The 18,063-nt window shown below is 63.6% G+C and carries 19 protein-coding genes and 1 pseudogene; 7 read left to right on the forward strand and 13 right to left on the reverse strand.

The features are described 5' to 3' along the window. Both QZ964_RS06690 and QZ964_RS06695 read left to right on the forward strand, forming a co-directional pair. A pseudogene (locus QZ964_RS06690) lies at positions 1 to 214 on the forward strand (aminoacyl-tRNA hydrolase); the annotation flags it as partial. Between the two features lie 200 nt (positions 215 to 414). Next, the gene (locus tag QZ964_RS06695) at positions 415 to 924 is read left to right on the forward strand and encodes a CinA family protein (RefSeq protein ID WP_292530192.1); all 510 of its coding nucleotides are present in this window, start codon (positions 415 to 417) and stop codon (positions 922 to 924) included. On the opposite strand, the gene QZ964_RS06700 is transcribed toward QZ964_RS06695, so the two are convergent. Then, entirely contained in the window at positions 909 to 1,379 is a 471-nt protein-coding gene (locus tag QZ964_RS06700) for an SRPBCC family protein (RefSeq protein ID WP_292530194.1), read from the reverse strand. The two genes, QZ964_RS06695 and QZ964_RS06700, sit on opposite strands and share 16 nt — an antisense overlap. Before the next feature lie 139 nt (positions 1,380 to 1,518). Between QZ964_RS06700 and QZ964_RS06705 the strand changes: the two genes are divergently transcribed. Further along, positions 1,519 to 2,022, forward strand: coding sequence for a hypothetical protein (locus QZ964_RS06705; RefSeq protein ID WP_292530196.1), 504 nt, complete (start codon positions 1,519 to 1,521; stop codon positions 2,020 to 2,022). A 78-nt stretch (positions 2,023 to 2,100) separates the two neighbouring features. Here QZ964_RS06705 and lipA read toward each other — a convergent pair whose 3' ends face one another. From lipA to QZ964_RS06730, 5 genes are all read right to left on the reverse strand, one after another. Continuing rightward, positions 2,101 to 3,060 carry a lipoyl synthase gene (gene lipA, locus QZ964_RS06710; protein ID WP_292530371.1) on the reverse strand — a complete coding sequence of 320 codons (960 nt, stop codon included), beginning with the start codon at positions 3,058 to 3,060 and terminating at the stop codon, positions 2,101 to 2,103. Between the two features lie 76 nt (positions 3,061 to 3,136). Continuing rightward, positions 3,137 to 3,478 carry a hypothetical protein gene (locus QZ964_RS06715; protein ID WP_292530198.1) on the reverse strand — a complete coding sequence of 114 codons (342 nt, stop codon included), beginning with the start codon at positions 3,476 to 3,478 and terminating at the stop codon, positions 3,137 to 3,139. Positions 3,479 to 3,665: 187 nt separating this feature from the next. Beyond that, positions 3,666 to 7,127, reverse strand: coding sequence for a DNA polymerase III subunit alpha (gene dnaE, locus QZ964_RS06720; RefSeq protein WP_292530200.1), 3,462 nt, complete (start codon positions 7,125 to 7,127; stop codon positions 3,666 to 3,668). A gap of 257 nt (positions 7,128 to 7,384) precedes the next feature. After that, the gene (locus QZ964_RS06725) at positions 7,385 to 7,720 is read right to left on the reverse strand and encodes a hypothetical protein (protein ID WP_292530202.1); all 336 of its coding nucleotides are present in this window, start codon (positions 7,718 to 7,720) and stop codon (positions 7,385 to 7,387) included. Between the two features lie 156 nt (positions 7,721 to 7,876). After that, the gene (locus QZ964_RS06730) at positions 7,877 to 8,215 is read right to left on the reverse strand and encodes a phasin family protein (RefSeq protein ID WP_292530204.1); all 339 of its coding nucleotides are present in this window, start codon (positions 8,213 to 8,215) and stop codon (positions 7,877 to 7,879) included. A 233-nt stretch (positions 8,216 to 8,448) separates the two neighbouring features. On the opposite strand from QZ964_RS06730, the gene QZ964_RS06735 reads away from it, so the two are divergent. Further along, a complete protein-coding gene (locus QZ964_RS06735) occupies positions 8,449 to 10,122 on the forward strand; it encodes an SPOR domain-containing protein (RefSeq protein ID WP_292530206.1) in 1,674 nt (557 codons plus the stop codon). A 50-nt stretch (positions 10,123 to 10,172) separates the two neighbouring features. Here QZ964_RS06735 and QZ964_RS06740 read toward each other — a convergent pair whose 3' ends face one another. Together QZ964_RS06740 and QZ964_RS06745 are read right to left on the reverse strand one after the other, a co-directional pair. Continuing rightward, positions 10,173 to 10,895, reverse strand: a complete 723-nt coding sequence (locus QZ964_RS06740) for a DnaJ domain-containing protein (protein ID WP_292530208.1) — start codon at positions 10,893 to 10,895, stop codon at positions 10,173 to 10,175. Between the two features lie 10 nt (positions 10,896 to 10,905). After that, the gene (locus QZ964_RS06745; protein WP_292530210.1) at positions 10,906 to 11,475 is read right to left on the reverse strand and encodes a VWA domain-containing protein; all 570 of its coding nucleotides are present in this window, start codon (positions 11,473 to 11,475) and stop codon (positions 10,906 to 10,908) included. 257 nt (positions 11,476 to 11,732) lie between these two features. On the opposite strand from QZ964_RS06745, the gene QZ964_RS06750 reads away from it, so the two are divergent. Further along, a complete protein-coding gene (locus tag QZ964_RS06750; protein WP_292530212.1) occupies positions 11,733 to 12,314 on the forward strand; it encodes a DUF2478 domain-containing protein in 582 nt (193 codons plus the stop codon). Here the strand turns inward: QZ964_RS06750 and QZ964_RS06755 are convergent. After that, entirely contained in the window at positions 12,307 to 13,338 is a 1,032-nt protein-coding gene (locus QZ964_RS06755; RefSeq protein WP_292530213.1) for an amino acid ABC transporter substrate-binding protein, read from the reverse strand. The genes QZ964_RS06750 and QZ964_RS06755 overlap by 8 nt on opposite strands. A 74-nt stretch (positions 13,339 to 13,412) precedes the next feature. On the opposite strand from QZ964_RS06755, the gene metC reads away from it, so the two are divergent. Together metC and QZ964_RS06765 are read left to right on the forward strand one after the other, a co-directional pair. Beyond that, positions 13,413 to 14,597, forward strand: coding sequence for a cystathionine beta-lyase (gene metC / locus QZ964_RS06760; RefSeq protein WP_292530216.1), 1,185 nt, complete (start codon positions 13,413 to 13,415; stop codon positions 14,595 to 14,597). A 74-nt stretch (positions 14,598 to 14,671) separates the two neighbouring features. Further along, complete coding sequence (locus QZ964_RS06765) at positions 14,672 to 15,025, forward strand: hypothetical protein (RefSeq protein ID WP_292530218.1); 354 nt, start codon at positions 14,672 to 14,674, stop codon at positions 15,023 to 15,025. Positions 15,026 to 15,084: 59 nt separating this feature from the next. Here the strand turns inward: QZ964_RS06765 and QZ964_RS06770 are convergent, their stop codons facing one another. From QZ964_RS06770 to QZ964_RS06785, 4 genes are all read right to left on the reverse strand, one after another. Further along, positions 15,085 to 15,555, reverse strand: coding sequence for an NUDIX hydrolase (locus QZ964_RS06770; RefSeq protein ID WP_292530221.1), 471 nt, complete (start codon positions 15,553 to 15,555; stop codon positions 15,085 to 15,087). Beyond that, on the reverse strand, positions 15,552 to 16,550 hold the full coding sequence (locus QZ964_RS06775; protein WP_292530224.1) for an inorganic phosphate transporter: 999 nt from the start codon (positions 16,548 to 16,550) through the stop codon (positions 15,552 to 15,554). The genes QZ964_RS06770 and QZ964_RS06775 overlap by 4 nt, the downstream gene beginning before the upstream one ends. 9 nt (positions 16,551 to 16,559) lie before the next feature. Further along, the gene (locus tag QZ964_RS06780) at positions 16,560 to 17,204 is read right to left on the reverse strand and encodes a DUF47 domain-containing protein (RefSeq protein ID WP_292530225.1); all 645 of its coding nucleotides are present in this window, start codon (positions 17,202 to 17,204) and stop codon (positions 16,560 to 16,562) included. Positions 17,205 to 17,309: 105 nt separating this feature from the next. Beyond that, positions 17,310 to 18,056, reverse strand: coding sequence for a DUF2865 domain-containing protein (locus QZ964_RS06785; RefSeq protein ID WP_292530227.1), 747 nt, complete (start codon positions 18,054 to 18,056; stop codon positions 17,310 to 17,312). Positions 18,057 to 18,063: the final 7 nt, after the last annotated feature.

Raw genomic sequence — 18,063 nt, forward strand, 5'->3', positions numbered from 1 at the left:
CCTGATCGAGGCGCGGCGCTATCGCACGCAGTAGCGCAACCGTGCCGACGCGCTCGAACGCCTCATCGATCTCATCCGCGCGGCCGCCGCCCCGCCGCCCCCGCCCCGCAAGAAAACCCGGCCGACGCTCGGCTCCAAGCTGAGGCGGCTCGCCGGCAAGAAGCAGCGCGGCGACGTGAAGGCGCTGCGCGGCAAGCCGACGCACGATTTATGATACGCATTCGGCTGATCTGTTCGGCTGGGCCGTGTCATCTCCAGCAGGCCGAAGGCCTTAGCGGAGGAATCCAGAGCCAATCCAAGAGCTGGTTTTGCTCTGGATTCCCGATCGCGCGCTTTGCGCGCGTCGGGAATGACTGCCTGAGCCGTTCGAGGAGAATTGTATGAGATACGTAATTCAGATTTACGAGATACGTAATGGCTCAAGATACGATATACGTAAAAGCTAGCAGGCTGCTCGACGAGGCCCGCGCCAAGGGCCTGCGCCTAGCGACGGCCGAATCCTGCACCGGCGGACTGGTCGCCGCGGCGCTCACCGAAATCGCCGGCGCTTCCGACGTTTTCGATCGCGGCTTCGTCACCTATTCCAACGTCGCCAAGTCCGAGATGCTTGGCGTCCCCGACGAACTGATCGCAGCTTATGGCGCGGTCAGCGCCGAGGTCGCCCGCGCCATGGCGCTGGGCGCGGTCGATCGATCTCTCGCCGATGTCGCCGTGGCGGTCACAGGAGTCGCCGGACCTGGCGGCGGCTCGGCGGACAAGCCGGTGGGCGTCGTTCATTTCGCCTGCGCGCGCCGCGGCGGCGCGGTCGACCATATCGAGCGGCGCTTTGGACCGCTTACCCGCGACGAAATCCGCGCCGCCTCCGTCGCACAGGCGCTTGACATGATGATGCGTGCCGTCGCGTTCGCTCAGCGGCGGCCGTAAACCTCATCCGCGCGCTTGACGAAAGCGTCGGCGTATTTGTGAAACGCCCTGTCGAACATCGCGCCCATCAGCATCCCAAGCGCCGCGCTCCTGAATTCATAAGCGATGAAGAATTCGACCGTCGACCGGGGCGCGACCGCGCTCGCGCCCGGCTCGTCGCGAAAAGTCCAGCGATTATCGAGCGTTCGAAACGGTCCTTCGGCGCATTCGACCCTGATGTCGAGCTTATTGGAATCGCAGCTGACCCGGCTCACATAGCGTTCGCAGATCGCTTTGAAGCCGACCTGCATCTCTACGAATGACACGTCGATCCCCGGCGCAATTTCCGTACGGCGCCGGACGCGGACGGCTTCGCAAAGCGGCACGAACTGCGGATAGGACTCGACCTCGCGCACCAGCGCGAACATCTCCCGGGCGCTGTGCGGCACGTGGCGACGGTTGCGGAAACTCTTCATGAGGCCAAGCTTCTAATTCATCGACGCGGCAGCGGCAAAAGCCGGCGTTGGCCCGCCGGGAACAATCCCGGCGGAGCGCAGTTTTATAGACGCGTTCTCGCTGGCTCCAGATATGCGCAACATTACATGGGAGGAAACAATGGCGGACAAATCCAATTTTACGGCCGACGAGTGGAAGAAAATCCTGGAATCGCCGCTGCTTGCGGGCTTCGCGGTCAGCGCCGGCGATCCCAGCGGCTTTATCGGCACCTTGCAGGAGGGGTTTGCGAGCGCCAAGGCTTTGGCCACGGCGAAATCCGATCCGAATGCGGATGCGCTGATCAAGGCGGTCGTCAATGATCTGTTAACGCCAGACGGACGCGCCGCCGCGCGGGACGGCGTGAAGAATGTGGTGGACGGCGCGAAGCTGAACGAGTTCAAGGACCGAGCGCTCGGCGAATTGCGCCGCACCGCGTCGATCCTCGATTCAAAGGCGCCCAGTGAGTCGAAAGCCTTCAAGGACTGGCTCAACCAGATCGCCAATCTCGTGGCGGAGGCCGGCGTCGAAGGCGGATTTCTGGGCTTTGGCGGCGTGAAGGTCACTGACTCCGAACGCGCGACGCTCGCGGAAATCTCGACGGCGCTTGGCGCTCAATCGACCTAATAGGCGGCGCCGCGTCACGCGGTCTGCGTCCGAGGACGTCATACCCCACCCGACTCGCTTCGCGAACCACCCTCCCCGTCAAGGGGAGGGATTCGCTCCGCACGTTGCGAGACGCTGTTCACGGGCCGCGCGCATTTTGGCGAAATCGTCGCCCGCATGATGCGACGAGCGGGTGAGCGGCGACGACGCGACATAGAGAAAGCCCTTGGCGTAGGCGATCGCCTTATAGGAGTCGAACTCCTCCGGCGTCACGAAGCGCTCGATCGCATGGTGCTTGCGCGTCGGCTGCAGATATTGGCCGATAGTGATGAAGTCGACGTCGGCCGAACGCATGTCGTCCATCACCTGCATCACTTCGATGCGGCTTTCGCCGAGCCCCGCCATGATCCCGGATTTGGTGAAAAGCGACGGGTTCAGCTCCTTGGCGCGCTGCAGCAAACGCAGCGAGTGAAAATAACGCGCGCCCGGCCGCACCGTCACATAGAGCGACGGAACGGTTTCGAGATTGTGGTTGAACACGTCGGGACCGGCTGCGACCACAAGCTCCAGCGCGCCAGGTTTTCTCAGAAAATCAGGGGTCAGTACTTCGATCGTCGTCTCGGGACATGCCGACCTGATGGCGGCGATGGTTTCGGCGAAATGGGCCGCCCCGCCGTCGTCGAGATCGTCGCGATCGACCGACGTCACGACAACATGCGACAAGCTCAGAGCGCGGGTGGCTTTGGCCAACCTGCCCGGCTCGGTCGGATCGAGCGCCGCCGGCATTCCCGTCGCGACATTGCAGAACGCGCAGGCGCGCGTGCAAATGTCGCCCATGATCATGAAGGTCGCGTGCTTTTTCTCCCAGCATTCGCCGATGTTGGGACAGGCCGCCTCCTGGCATACGGTCGCGAGGCCGGCGTCTTTCAACAGGCCGCTGGTCTCCGCCCAGGCCTTGGAGCCGGGCGCCTTGACGCGGATCCACGGCGGCTTGCGCAGAATTGGTCCGTCCGGCCGGCCAGCCTTCTCCGGATGACGCAGGGGCGATGCGCCCCGCATTTTCCGGGGATCGTCGTTCAATAGGTCGATGACGGTCAAAAGCGGAGAGTCTCCTTCACCCTCCAAGCTAGGCGCGTCAATGGCGAACCGCAATGTCCTCCGGCGAGCCGTGCGGCGATCCGTGTGCGTGGTGCAGCGCGCGACATCCGGCGCAAAATAGCGCCGCGCCAATCGCGCCAGCGATCAGCACCGCATCGGCGCCGCGGGGGCCAACGCCGGCGCGTACGGCGAGTTCAGCCGCCAACCATCCTCCCGTCACCGCGGAAAGCAGCAACGCCCCGGCAGCAACGTTAGAATTCATCAGATGCGGAAGCTTCGTCGCGCACCAACCGATAGCGCCGCCGATGAGCAGCAGAGCGAGGAATTGCGCGTTGGGCGCGCCAACGAGGGCGGCGGCGGCGGAGAGCATCGCATCCATGGATATCTCCTGCGAGTCAGGAATGTCGCTACGCGGGGTGACGCTCAATCAACCATTGCGGCGGCTTTTTGTTCCCAAGCTCGCCACAGGAAAACCTAGAGTCTGTATCCGATATTCCAAGACGTATAGGCTTTTATGATCAATTTATTATAACTTAAACTTATAGTTTATGGTGAGGTTCGTCGTCTCATACATATTCGACCTCCAGCACGCCCGGTATGGCGCGCAGCGCGCCGGCGACGTCAGGATTGACCGGATAGGTTCCCGGCAGCCGAATCTCGATCTCCTCCTGTCCCTGCTCGCGCTTGAGCAGGACGGACACTTCGCCGTCACCGCGTCCGGTCAGTCGCGTCTTGATCCTGTCCAGCGGGCTCTCGTCGCCGACCACGACGCGCAGACCTTTCTGCGCCCTGGCCGCCGCGGCGGCCAAAGGTTCGACCGTGACAATGCGGGCGCGCACGTCCTCGCCCTCGACAGCCGCGGAGAGGGTGACGAGCACCGCCGCGCCCTTCTCCAGGAGATCGCGATATTGCGTCAGCCCTTCCTGAAAGAGGATCGCTTCATATTGGCCGCTCACGTCGGAAAGCTGCACGATTCCCATTTTCGAGCCGGACTTGGTGCGCCGCTCGGCGCGGTCCAGGACCACGGCGGCCAGTCGGCCGGCGGTCGCGCCGCGCTTGACCGAGGCGGCGAACTCGCTCCAGCGCGAGACGCGCAGCTTGGGCATCAGACTGGCGTAAGCGTCGAGCGGATGGCCCGAGAGGAAGAAGCCGGCCGCTTCATATTCGCGCCGCAGGGTTTCCGCGGCTGGCCAGGGCGGCGTTTTGGGAACGGCAAGGTCAGCCGGCTCCGCTTCGCCGAACAGCGCGTTTTGGCCGGCCTTGCGGTCTTCGACATGCCGGTTGGCGGCGGCGAGCATCGGCTCGATCGCGGCGAAGACCCGCGCGCGATTGGGCTCGATTTCGTCAAAGGCGCCGCAGGCCGCGAGACTTTCGAGCGTCTTCTTATTGACTTCGCGCGGGTTCAGCCGTTTCGCGACATCGGCGAGACTCGCGAATCCGCGCTCTCCCCGCGCGCGCACGAGGGACTCGGCCTGCCCCTCGCCGACGCCCTTGATCGCCGAAAAGGCGTAGCGGATGGCGAGCGTTCCGTCGGGGCCGACCGCCACGTCGAAATCCACTCCCGAATAATTGATCGAGGGCGGCCCAACGGCGACGCCCATCCGCCGCGCCTCGTCGCGAAACTCGGCGAGCTTGTCGGTCTGGCTCTTGTCGAAGGTCATCGAGGCGGCAAGAAATTCCGCAGGATAATGGGCCTTCAGATAGGCCGTTTGATAGGTGATGAAGGCGTAGGGCGCCGAGTGCGACTTGTTGAACCCATATTCGGCGAATTTGGCGCAGGCGTCGAAAATCGCGTCGGCGGTTGATTTCGCAATCCCGTGCGCGGTCGCGCCGGAGACGAAGCGTTCGCGCTGCGCGTCCATCTCCGCCTTGATCTTCTTGCCCATGGCTCGGCGCAGAATGTCGGCCTGTCCGAGACTGTAGCCGGCGAGGTCCTTGGCGATCTGCTGCACCTGCTCCTGATAGGTGATGACGCCGAAGGTCTCCTTCAGAATCGGCTCCAATTCGGGATGGTCGTATTCGATTGGTTCGTCGCCGAGCTTTCGCGCGCAATAGGTCGGGATATTGGCCATGGGGCCCGGCCGATAAAGCGCGACAAGCGCGATGAGGTCCTCGAAACGGTCGGGGCGCATGTCGACCAGCGCCTTTTTCATGCCGGCGCTTTCCACCTGAAACAGGCCGACCGTCTCGCCGCGCCGCAGAAGCTCGAACGTCGGTTCGTCGTCGAGCGGTATGGCGGTTGGATTGAGCGTAATCCGGCGCTTGGCGAGCAGCGCGACGCAGGTCGAGATGACCGTCAGCGTCTTCAGCCCGAGAAAGTCGAATTTGACGAGTCCCGCGGGCTCTACCCATTTCATATTGAACTGGGTCGCCGGCATGTCGGATTTCGGATCGCGGTAGAGCGGCGTCACCTCATGCAGCGGCCGGTCGCCGATCACGACGCCGGCGGCATGGGTGGAGGCGTTGGAATAGAGCCCCTCGAGCGACCCGGCGATCTTGAACAGGCGGCGCACGCGCTCGTCTTCTTCCACGGCCTCGCGCAATTTCTGCTCGCTTGCCAGCGCCTCGGCGAGGGTGACGGGTTTCGCGGGGTTTTGGGGAACCAGCTTGGCGAGCTTGTCGACCTGTCCGAGCGGCATTTCCAGCACGCGTCCGACGCTGCGCAGAACGCCGCGCGCGAGAAAGGAGCCGAAAGTGATGATCTGGGCGACGCGGTCGGCGCCATAACGCTCGCGCACATAGTCGATCACTTCGCCGCGCCGTGACTGGCAGAAGTCTATGTCGAAATCCGGCATCGACGTTCGTTCGGGATTGAGAAAACGCTCGAAGAAAAGCCCGAAGCGAATCGGATCGAGATCAGTGATGGTCAGCGCATAAGCGACCAGCGACCCGGCTCCTGAGCCGCGGCCGGGGCCAACCGGAATGCCTTGAGACTTCGCGAATTTGATGAAATCCGAGACGATCAGGAAATAACCCGGGAAGCGCATTTTCTCGATGACCGAGAGTTCGAAATCGAGCCGCGCGGCGTAATCCTCGCGCGTTCGCCCTGCCGCCGGACCGTGCGCCGCAAGACGCTGCTCAAGCCCTTCAGCCGCCTGTCGGCGCAACTCCCGCGCTTCGATCTCGTCGAGGGACGCGGCGTCGCGCGTTTCCTGCACGAAGCGCGGCATGATCGGCTTGCGGGTCTGCGGCCGGAAGCTGACGCGGCGGGCGACCTCCAGCGTATTGGCGGTCGCCTCTTCAAGGTCGGCGAAAAGCGCGCGCATCTGCACGCGGGTCTTGAAATAATGCTCCGGCGAAACGCGCCGTCGGTCGTCGGCGCTCGCCACCGCGCCTTCGGCGATGCACAGCAGCGCGTCGTGAGCTTCGAAATCGCCGGGCTGAGCAAAAAAGGGTTCGTTGGTCGCAATGAGCGGCAGCCCGCGACGATAGGCGAGGTCGAGCAGCTGCGGCTCGACCTCCCGTTCGGTCGGCGCATTGTGCCGCTGTATTTCGACATAGAGCCGGTCGCCATATAGTCGTTCGAGCGCGGCAAGGCGCAAGCGCGCCTGCTCCAGACTGCCGTTCGCGAGCGCGCGGTCCAATGCGCCATCCGGTCCGCCGGTCAGCGCGATCAGCTCCTGCGCGTCGGCGGCAAGGGCGTCGAGCGTCACATGCGGGTCCTCGCCCTGCGCCGTGTCGAGGAAGGCGCGCGAGGCGAGACGCATCAGATTGCGATACCCCGCCTCGGTCTTGGCGAGCAGCACGATATTGGCGAAGCGATCGTCTCGGGCTGAGCCGGTCCCGCCCTTCCCGTCGCCGAAATCGACGCGAAGCTGCGCCCCGGCAATCGGCTGAATTCCAGCCTTCGCCGCCTTTTCCGAAAATTCGAGGGCCGAGAAAAGATTATTGGTGTCGGTTACGGCGAGCGCCGGCTGCTCATCGCGCACCGCAAGGTCGATGAGCTTGCCGATCGCAAGCGCGCCTTCGCGCAGCGAATATGCGGTGTGGAGGTGCAGATGAACAAAGCCGGCTTCGGCGGCTGGCATATTCTGGAGCCTTGAGGGCGCGGGGCGGATTCGGAACGAATTCTACAGTGTCGCGCCCCGTATCGAAACTCCGCGCCCGCCGCTGTCCCCAGATCCACAAATCGCTGCGCCCTGCCGTCGACGCCAGCTCGGGCGAAGACGACGTCACGCCGCGTTTGGGCGCAAGAGCCCAAACGCAGACGAATTGGTCGGTTCCAGAAGCTTTGAGCGCGCTCTACGGGAAAAACGGCGTCCGCTTTTTCGCGAGCCGCGCCAGGCTATCGCTGAGAAACCGCGAAGTGGTGGACGTTCACGCCATATTCGGCGAGAAGCCGGTGCATCGCGGGAGACAGGCGAACCACGCGAGACGCGTTCTGATTCGAATTGCAGTCGTTCTTGAGGCCAATATATTTGGCGTGAAGGGCGTTCGCCTCGCTCTCGCCGACGCTCGAGCGAACCTGCTCGATCACGACGCTCACTTCCGCGCCGCCATATTGGTGGACGAGCGAACAGCCGATGCGCAAGTCCTGCGCAAACGCCGCAGAGATCGGAGCGGTCGACAGGACAGCGCCAAACAGCGCGCCGGCGACCATCGCCGGCTTTCGATGATTCATTACGCTTCTCCTTCGCTTAAGCCGGCCGTTCGCGCGCTGCTGGATTGACTCAGCTAAAGGGCGCGAACCGGCGGCCGGCGACGCCGGGCAGAAGCGTAAGCCCCATTCCCGGCCGAACGTCCTATCTGCGTTTCTGACGGACGTGTTTAGCCCCTATTACTCGGCAGGGCTATAGGCTTTTGTCGCAGACTCGATCGGCTTGAACGCTTCCTTGGCCATCGATGTGTAGAGCTCTCCGAGCTTGGTCGCCTCGGCGAGGAAATCCTCATAGGCGCTCTTAGCGAACTCGGACTGAAGCTGGAGAGCTTCGTCCAACTTCTTGACCGCAATCAGCTTTTCAGCCAGGACGCGGCTCTTCTCGAAGGACTTCTTGGAATAGTCGGTGGTTTCGGCGGCGATGCTCTGCCAGCCCTTTGTCACCGCAGCCGCGGCGGCGGAAACGGCTTCAAACTGCTCTTTGCCCAGTTTCTGAACGCTGTCTAAGGAAGCTACCATTGTTCGCCCTCATGATTTTGGCGCAAAGGCGCCCTATGCGGCCTAATGCGCCCGATTTATTTTATATGCATTGCACAAAATAAAGTCAATTAAAAATGTTGCGACGCAATAATCTGGGGCGCCTTTGTATGAGGCTTAACCCGCGGGTAACCGCTAGCCGTTAGTCTGACTAACCGTCACTTTGGCGCGGCTGGGCGATTGCGCGAACAACGGTGAAGTGAAGGGGCGCGTTTATGGTGAGATCGAGTTTGCCGGACAACCTGTCGCGGTCCCGCTCCCTTGCGGCAGGCGTCGCCACGATTCTCTTCCTTGGGGCGATGTCGGCGGTCCCGGCCGAGGCGCGCCGAAGCTGGCGTCACCACCATATCGACTTTAACGAGCGCGTCTCTGCCGCACGAACGCGCGCCAACGCCGCCGGCGACCCTGTCATCGGCGAGCATCGCGGCTTTTCAGCCATCGTCGTCGACGCCAACAGCGGTCGCACGCTTTATTCGCGCTCAGAGCACGAACTGCGCCATCCTGCGTCGGTCACAAAGGTGATGACGCTCTATCTCCTATTCGAGCAACTGGAGAAGGGCCGGTTACGCCTGGATTCGCCTCTCATGATTTCCCAACACGCGGCGGCGCAGGCGCCCACCAAGTTGGGCTTGCGCCCCGGCCAGACGATCAGCGTGGAAAACGCGATCAAGGCGGTCGTCACCAAATCCGCCAATGACATCGCCTGCGCGATCGCAGAGAACGTGTCAGGCGATGAGCATAGCTTCGCGCAAATGATGACGCACAAGGCTCACGCCCTCGGCATGCGCAACACCAATTATGAGAACGCGTCAGGTCTTCCCGATCCGAACCAGGTGACGACGGCGTATGATCTTGCAGTGCTCGGACGCGCGATCCAGGACCGCTTTCCCCGCTACTACCGATATTTCTCGACGCCGAGCTTCGCCTACAACGGCGCGGTGCATCGAAACCACAATCATCTGCTCGGCCAGGTCGAAGGCATGGACGGCATCAAGACCGGCTACACGCGCGCGTCCGGCTTCAATCTTCTGACTTCCGTGCGCCGACATGGACATCACATCGTCGCGGTGGTGATGGGCGGCAAGACCGCCTACACGCGGGACAGAATCATGGCGGGGCTGATCGAGGAAAATATCGGCGGCGGCGCCGCCATTAGAACAGCGGCGGCGCTAGCAGAAGACCAGCGGGCCGGCGAAGCGCAGGAGCGGCTGGTTGATGACCGGACGCCGCGCGCCAAGATCGCCTTGGAGCGCGTCCAACAGAACGCGGCTTCCCAGCAATTGGCCTACGCCGAACCTCAGGAAAACCTCGTCGAGGAGCCGGAGCCGTTCGGCCGACGGGTCGCCGCGCCGGTCCCGAGGGAGGACATTCCCTCGCAGGAAAACGCCGCGCGACCTGCCGTTCGTCCCGCCTTCGTTTCCGGCGGGCAAAAGCGCACGGCCGGCGCCTACGACCCAGAGCGCAAGGGAGCGTCTCCGGACTCCAAGCCGCGTGTCGGCGTCCCGCCGGTCGCTGCACGCGATGGTTCGACGACGAGCGGCGCGCACAATATTGACGTTACGCCCGTCTCCACGACGCCTTCCGCCATCCGCGGCGCGGCCGCCAAAATGCTCGTCGCCAAGGCCGACGCCAATCGTCCGGCGCGGCCAGGCTGGATGATCCAGGTCGGGGCGACCGAGGACCAGGAAAAGGCCAACCAATTGCTTGCGCGCGCGCGCAGCCAGCTTCAGGGCTTCCCCGCCACTGCAATGGCCTTCACCGAGAAGGTGCAGAAGGGAACCGGGACGCTCTATCGCGCGCGTTTTGCCGGTCTTGAGGAAGAGACGGCGCAATCCGCTTGCAAAGCGCTCAAGCGCTCCGGCTTCGCTTGCTTTACGACCAGGAACTGATTTGCGACATGTCCACGACCTGGGATCACAATTACGGCGAACGGCGGGCGTCAGTGCTGGTGACGCCGCATCAAGACATCCTTGGCTTCGTTTACCCGGGCCGCAAGATCCGTCGTCCCGCCAAGATCTGGATGAAGTTTCTTCATCAGATCGCGATGGGCGCGAGCAATGTCCGCGGCGGCGGCGCCGCGCTTGAGGCCAAGAATCTCGTAAGCCTCGTCTTCCGAAATCGCGCCCGCGCGACGCGCGCCGCCCTCGCCCGCGCGGAAGCCCCCCGAGTCCACGTGCGCATCGCTTGTCGAACGCCAGCCGGAAAATCGGCGGTCAAGATAAGCTTCTAGGAGCCTGGCGCCATCCGGGTCGTCGCGGCGGCAAACGCCGTAAAGTTCGAGGAGCGCCGGTCGCGCCAGGGAATCGAGATGCGCGCCCTCGTGTTGTCCGGCAAGGACGACGCCGCGAATCGCGCCCGTTGAATGGTCGAGCTCCATTTCGATCATCGCAGATCGCACCCGCGATACGCCGCCCGCGCCGCCGCCGGCGTTCCGAAAGCCGCGCAGCCCTCCGCTCAGCCCCGAGAGCCACACGCCAAAGCCAAGGAGAGCCATGCCGAGGTCTAGGCGACCGCGCGCGAGAAGCAGGCCGCCCAGCGCTAGCGCAAGAATGCCTCCGCCGCGCTTCAGAATGACAGCCAACAGAGCCGGCGACGTCTTCGTATAGGCATTGAGCGCCATAATCGTCAGGACCAGGGCGACAAGTCCGATCAGAATGGGCATGCGCTTATCCTCAACCGATCTGCGACAGGAGCAGACGGGCGGCGCGCTCGCCTTCGCCGGCGCGCCGCTCCAACTCCAATCTGCCGCCGACGGCGTAGGCGGCCACGGCGGCGAGCAATTCCGCCAATCGCCGCGGCGCGGCGACATCGAACGCCGCATAGGCGCCGCCGGTCAAACGCGCGATCTCGCGATAGGCGTGTTGTACGTTGGCGTCCTGGCCCTCCTGGAACATGAACGCCTTGACTCCAAGCAATCCCAATTCTCCCGCCGTCGGCGCCAAGGCGTCGATCCGCTCCTCTATGGCGTCGCCAATATAGACGAGCGCCCCAACGCGAGCGCCGCGCGACTCGTCGAGCGCGTGGCGCAAGACCTTGGCGATCTGCGTGCGTCCGCCTCGGCAGGCGATCCGCGACATCAACGCGCCGAGACCCTCCCCTCCGGAAACAAAGCGCGAGGCGCGGCATTCGCCCAAGCCGCGGAAGTAGACCAGTTGAACGTCAAGCCCGCCCTGAGCGGCGGTCGTGCGGAACATCTCGCCTTGAATCGACTGCGCCATGTCCCAGGTCGGCTGCCTGCTCATCGTCGCATCCAATGCGAATATCAGCCGGCCGCGCGAGGGGTTGACAGCGACGCTCCTCGCTTTGTCGAGGAAGGCGTCGACGGGCCCCGATTGAGCGGAACCTTGAGCGGTTGGCGGCTTAGGTGAATGATCGCCCACTGCGGTTCACGTCGTTTTCTTTTGACGCTCCATTTAAAATCGGTCCCGCGCTCTGATAAACAAGAGGCTTAGCGCGCGAGCTGAACATAAGCTCTTTCGACGCGCCGGGCGAGGATTCGATGTCGGTCCACAGCAAAGAATCTCATGATCTGAGCGGCGCCCTGCTGACGGCTACGGCCGGATGGACGCGCATTGCGGCCTTGCCTGCTGAGGACAGCGCCCGCGTCCAGTCATTGATGCAGGCGTTCGCCGAAGAGTTAATGCAGAGCGGCGTGCGGGTGGGCGGCGTGACGCAAACGCGGGTCGCCGGCCGATCAGGGATCATGCTGCGCGACGTCGCCACCGGCGACTCTTATTCGATCTCGCAGGATCTCGGCCCTGGTTCGGTCGCCTGCAATCTGGATACGAGCGAATTGGCGCTTGCCTGCGCCGCGATCGAGCGCGCCGCCCGCGGCGGCGCGCAACTCATCGTGATCAGCAAATTCTCCAAACAGGAGGCGGGGCGCGGCGGGCTCTGCGACGCCTTCCGGGCGGCGATGACGGCGCGCGTTCCGGTGATCGCAGCGGTGTCGCCCCACTACCGCGAGGAATGGCGCGCCTTCGCCGGGCCGCTGGCGGAAGACTTAGCGCCCGAGCGCCAGGCGCTCGCCGACTGGTGGGCGAAAAATCACGCGGCCGCCGCGGACCAGCCGTCTATCTGACCGGCGGCGCATACATCAGCCCGCCTTTGCTCCACAATGCGTTCAGTCTCCGCTCCATCGCGAAAGGCGCGCCCTGTCCGAGGTTGCGCTCAAAAACGTCAGCGTAATTGCCGACATGTTTGATGATGCGATAGGCCCAATCCTGCGAGAGACCGAGATCGTCGCCATGGGCGCCGTCGACGCCGAGCAACCGCCGGATCTGCGGCTTTTCTGACGATAACGCAGCGTCGGCGTTCGCTTTGGATACGTCCAGCTCCTCAGCGTCGATCATCGCAAACAGCGTCCAGCGGACGATGTTGAGCCACTGGTCGTCGCCCTGCCGCACCAGCGGCCCGCGCGGAGACTTTGACAGGACGTCGGCCAGAACGGCGTGGTCCGCCGGCGCCGTCAAGCCGATCCGGACGCCATGCAGCGTGGAGACGTCGGCCGTCAGCGCGTCGCACTTCCCGTCGTCATATGCCTTGGCCGCATCCTCAAGGCTCGCGAACAGCCTCGGCTCGTATTTCGCCTTGCGGGCCCGAAAATAGTCGGCGACGTCAAGCTCGTATGGCGTGCCCTGCTCGATGCAGACCGAAGCGCCGTCCAGTTCTTGAATGGAATCGAACCCGCGCTGTCGGCGGACGATAAACCCCTGTCCGTCATACAGAAACACGCCGGCGTAGATGAGCTTTTGTCCCGCATCGCGCGACTGGGTCCACGGCGATGCGCTGGCGCCCAGATCGACCGCGCCGGCCAGCAGCGCGCCAACCCGCGCTTTCGGCGAAAGTTCAACGAATCGCGCTTTGGCCGGATCATCGAGAACCGCGCTGGCAACGGCGCGGCAGAAATCTACGTCAAAGCCGCGCCACTCGCCCGCCCCGTCGCGCTGGGCGAACCCCGGGGCAGCCGTTACGCCACAGATGATGTAACCGCGCTTTACGACTTGGGCGAGCGTCGGACCGACATCAGTTTGCGCCCCTGCGCCGGGCGCGATAATCGCGCCGACGAAAGCCGCTGCGAAAACGAAAATGAGGCGGCGCATCATGGCGGGCTCGGCATCGGTCAGCGGATATATTACGGTCGCGCGGCGACGGCGTAATGTAGGTCCCCAGAGGCGGCATGTCCGAAGAAGAGAGAGCGACAAAGAATAAATTAAGGCCCGCCACGCTTGTGACGCAAGCCGGTCGCGCGCCCTTCGAACATTTCGGCTTCGTCAATCCGCCTGTTTATCGCGGCTCGACCGTGCTGTTTCCGACGATCGCCGCGCTTGAGGGGCTACGCCAGCCATATACATACGGCACCAAGGGCACGCCGACGACGCGCGCGCTTGAGCAGGCCTGGAGCGAAATCGCTGGCGGCGCCGACACCGTGCTGACGCCCTCGGGCCTCGCGGCGATCGGGTTGGCGCTTCTGACCGCGACGCACGCCGGCGCGCATGCGCTCATCGCCGACTCCGCCTATCAGCCGACGCGAAACTTCTGCGAGGGCCTGCTCACTCGTTTCGGGGTGACGGTCGAATATTACGACCCGCTGATCGGCGGCGCCATCGCCGCGATGATCAGGCCGGAGACCACCGCGGTCCTCGTCGAGTCGCCAGGCTCGCAGAGCATGGAGGTTCAGGACATTCCTGCAATCGCCGCCGCCGCCCACGCCCATGGCGCCTGCGTGATCGCCGACAACACCTGGGCGACCCCCCTCCTCTTCCCACCACACGAACGCGGCTGCGACCTCGCGGTCGAAGCCGGCACCAAATATCTCGCTGGTCACGCCGATCTTCTCATCGGCCTCGTTTCCGCCAACGCCAAATGGGCCAAGCGCCTGCGGGCGACGTTCAACGCCTTCGGCATGGGCTCCAGTCCCGACGACGCATCGCTCGCCTTGCGCGGGCTCCGCACGATGGCGCTGCGCCTGCGCGAACAGGAGCGCGCAGCGCTCGACATCGCGCAATGGCTGGCGGTCCGGCCGGAAGTTTCGCGCGTCCTGCACCCCGCCCTTCCGACGCATCCTGGCCATGAGCTTTGGAAAAGAGACTTCAGCGGCGCTTCCGGCGTATTTTCGGTCATCCTCAAAGATGCGCCGCAAAAAGCGGTCGCCGCTTTCGTCGACGGGCTGGAACTCTTCGGCATCGGCTTTTCCTGGGGCGGCTATGAGAGCCTTGTGCTGCCGTTCAACTGCGCCGCCTACAGGACCGCCACGCGCTGGACGTCGGAGGGACCTGCGCTGCGCTTCTCGATCGGACTAGAGGATGTCGCTGATCTAAAAGCGGATCTGGCGGCGGGGCTTGCCCGGCTCAACGTCTCCTAAAGGCGTCCCGCTTAGAATATGTTCCAAACTTCCTATTTCCTGTGCGACGAAGGTCTTTCGAAGGGAGAACTGATATGATGGCCGTTTCCCGGTTAGCCGCTTATGCGGGCGTCTGCGGCTGGTTGATTGCGGGCGTTGCGCCGGCGCTTGCGGCCAGCGGACAGGACTTCCCAAACCTCACATGCGCCTGCAAGGGCTGCGGTCAGAACAAGTCCGACGTCATCGGCAAATGCCCCGACGTTTGTAAGGATAAGACGATCTACAACAAAGGCGACAAGGTCGTCCCCGCCATCGCCGCCAGGCCTCGCCCGGCAAGAAGGGACAAGACCGCCAAAGCCGCCGAGCCGACGGAATTTTGCAAGGCGGCGCGCATGAAGTTGCCGAAGGGCTGGATGCGCGCCGATCCGCCGTCGCCCCAAATGCGGTAGAGCGGTTTCGTATTCTCAGGAGCGCGCCCCGCGCCTTCGTAAGCGCTCGGACGGTCGCGCTACGCCTTTTGCTGCGCTGGCGCGCTGCAGAACCCGAGAATCAGGTCGCGCAATTCAGGCTCTTCGACAAGGTCGGCGGCGACGGCGCAGTCGAACCAGCGCGTGGCGCGCTGCTTTTTCTCCGCCCATTTCTTGCGTTGCTTCTGCACGCGCAGAGAAAACACCTCGACGCGGCAGTCGACCGTCGCGCCGCTATTGAGGCGTTTTTCATAGCCGAAGTCGCCGAGCTTCGCTTTTTCCGTCCTGCCGATGAGTCCCGCTTCCTGCACCGCCTCGATCGCCGCGACGATGTGCGGTTTTCGGCCTTTCATCGGCCAGCCTTTCGGAATGACCCAGCGCTTGGTGTCGCGCGACGTGACCAGCATGACCTCGACGCGCCCATTTCTGATTCGCCAAGGCAAGGCTGCATATTGCGTGCGCGGGACAGGGCCGGCGCCCTCGCGTTTCTTCTTGGGTTTCGGCGTCTTCATGCCACAAACCTCGCGAGCATGTAGAACGCCGCAGCAACAAAAGCGGCCATGGGCATCGTGATGACCCAAGCGACGACGATGTCCTTGGCGACATTCCAGCGCACCGCCGCAACCCGCCGCGACGCGCCAACGCCAACGATCGCGCCGGTGATCGTATGCGTCGTCGACACCGGGATTCCCAAGCCCGTCGCCAGGAACAGGGTGATGGCGCCTCCGGTCTCGGCGCAGAACCCCTGCATCGGGGTCAACCGCGTGATCCGCGACCCCATCGTGTGCACGATTCGCCACCCGCCAAACAAGGTTCCAAGGCCCATGGCCGCCTGACAGGCGATGACGACCCAAAAGGGCACGTGGAACTCGCCGTCGAGCGCTCCGTGCGCATACAGCAGCACGGCGATCACGCCCATGGTTTTCTGCGCGTCATTGCCGCCGTGGCCCAGCGAGTAAAGGGAGGCGGAGGCGAATTGCAGCATGCGAAACAGCGCGTCGACGCCGCCGGGCGTCCGCCGTACGAAAAGCCAGGAAACCAGCAGGATCAGCGCGAGCGCCAGCACGAATCCCAGCGCCGGCGACAAAACGATCGCGACTGTGGTCTTGAGCAATCCGTTCCAGACGATCGCCGAGGCGCCGACCTTGGCGACGCCCGCGCCAACCAGCCCGCCGATGAGCGCGTGCGAGCTCGACGACGGAATGCCCAATCCCCAGGTGATCAGATTCCAGACGATCGCGCCCATCAGCGCGCCGAAAATGACGAAGTCGTCGACAATTTCCGGCGAGACGATGCCCGCGCCGACCGTTTGCGCCACATGAAGCCCAAAAAACAGGAAGGCGATGAAGTTGAAGAAGGCGGCCCAGAACACGGCAAATTGCGGACGCAGAACGCGCGTCGAGACAATCGTCGCGATGGAATTGGCGGCGTCGTGCAGACCGTTCAAGAAATCAAAAATCAGTGCGACTACGATGAGCCCCAGGAGAAAAGGCGAGAGGTTCTGCAAGCGGGCGCCCTAAGTATGCTCAATGACAATGCCGGCGACACGATCGGCGACGTCCTCAAAGCCGTCGACGACTCTTTCGAGATGGCCATAGATCTCCCCGCCGACAATGAACGCCATCGTGTCTTTATGACGGTGCGCCTGAAACAGCTCCTTCAATCCCTGATCGTGGATGGCGTCGGCCTCGTCCTCGATGCGCGTAATCTCCTCGCTGAAGGCGTTGAGCCTGCCGGCGTTCTGACGCATCGACCGCAGCAAGGGTATGGCGCCACGCGTTAATTCCGCCGACTGGACGATGATGTCGCCCATGCGGCGCATACCGGGTTCGAACTCGCGGGTCTCGTAGAGCAGCGTGGCCTTGGCCGTCTGATGCATTTGGTCGATGGCGTCGTCCATCGCCGTGATCAGGTCGCGGATGTCGCTGCGATCGAAAGGCGTGATGAATGTGCGGCGAACCGCCAGATGCGCCTCGCGGGTGATGGCGTCGGCCTCATGCTCCTGACGACGGATTTCCTGAGAGCACACAAGCACGCGATCGCCGCCGTTCAGCAATTCGCGCAAGGCGTGCGCTCCGGCGACAAGTGTCTCCGCATGCCGCTCGAAAAGATCGAAGAAGCGCTCCTCTCTCGGCAGGAGCGCATGGAACCAAGACAGCATGGCGCTCTCGCCTCCGAATCTTCGTCACCAAACTGTCACACGCCGCTTCGGGGCACATAACCGGGCAAACCCTAGCTGTAAAGCGCCGAAACGCGGCGGACGCGATTATCTGGGATGCCGTTGCGTTTTGTTCCAGGCGACGGCGTCTTCCTCGGAAAGAGACGCGCTTGCGTCCCTTGGCGCGAATTTGCGCGGCAGCAGCTCCCTGAGCCGCACCCGGATCTGGCGGGGCGCGCGGCTGACGCTCACCAGATCGGAGCCGCTAAAAACAAACGCGCCATTCTGTACAACGACGACGTCGCCGGTCCGCAACGTCGGGTCCTTCCGAGACAGCCGCAGGTAATAGTCATGAGACGCGGCCGGGTCGGTGCAAGAGCAACCCGCCGTCTGTTTGTCACGAAAGCTGAATGCGACCGGCAGCGCCGAATAGCGATCCCCTTTGGCGTTGCGCGCCTGCTCGATGCTTTCGCCCTCATAGAGCTGGACGCGCGCCGACGGACAGGCGAGTTCGCACGACTGCTGGCCGGAGATCAGCGAAGACTTGATCAATGGAAAATAATAGCCGTCGCAGGCCCGCACACAGTAGCCGCCGCCCGACATCGAATCCGCTTCTGCGAGGACCGCAGCCGGCTTGTCATAGCCAATCGAGGCTTTCGACGGCCGAGGCCTCGGACGCTGGCGCGGATGGATCACGCGCCAGGAGCGGCGCGACGGGTACGCCGAAGGCGTATCCGGTCCGAACAGAAAATCTAAAAAATCGCCCTGCGCCAAAGTGTCGAGCGGCGAAATGAAGGCGACTCCCAAAGCCAGCGCGCCGGCAAGTCGTTTCGCACCCTGGCGGTTGAGCCGCATCGGCCTG

Source organism: Methylocystis sp. (assembly GCF_021731785.1).
In the GTDB taxonomy this organism is placed as follows: Bacteria; Pseudomonadota; Alphaproteobacteria; order Rhizobiales; family Beijerinckiaceae; genus Methylocystis.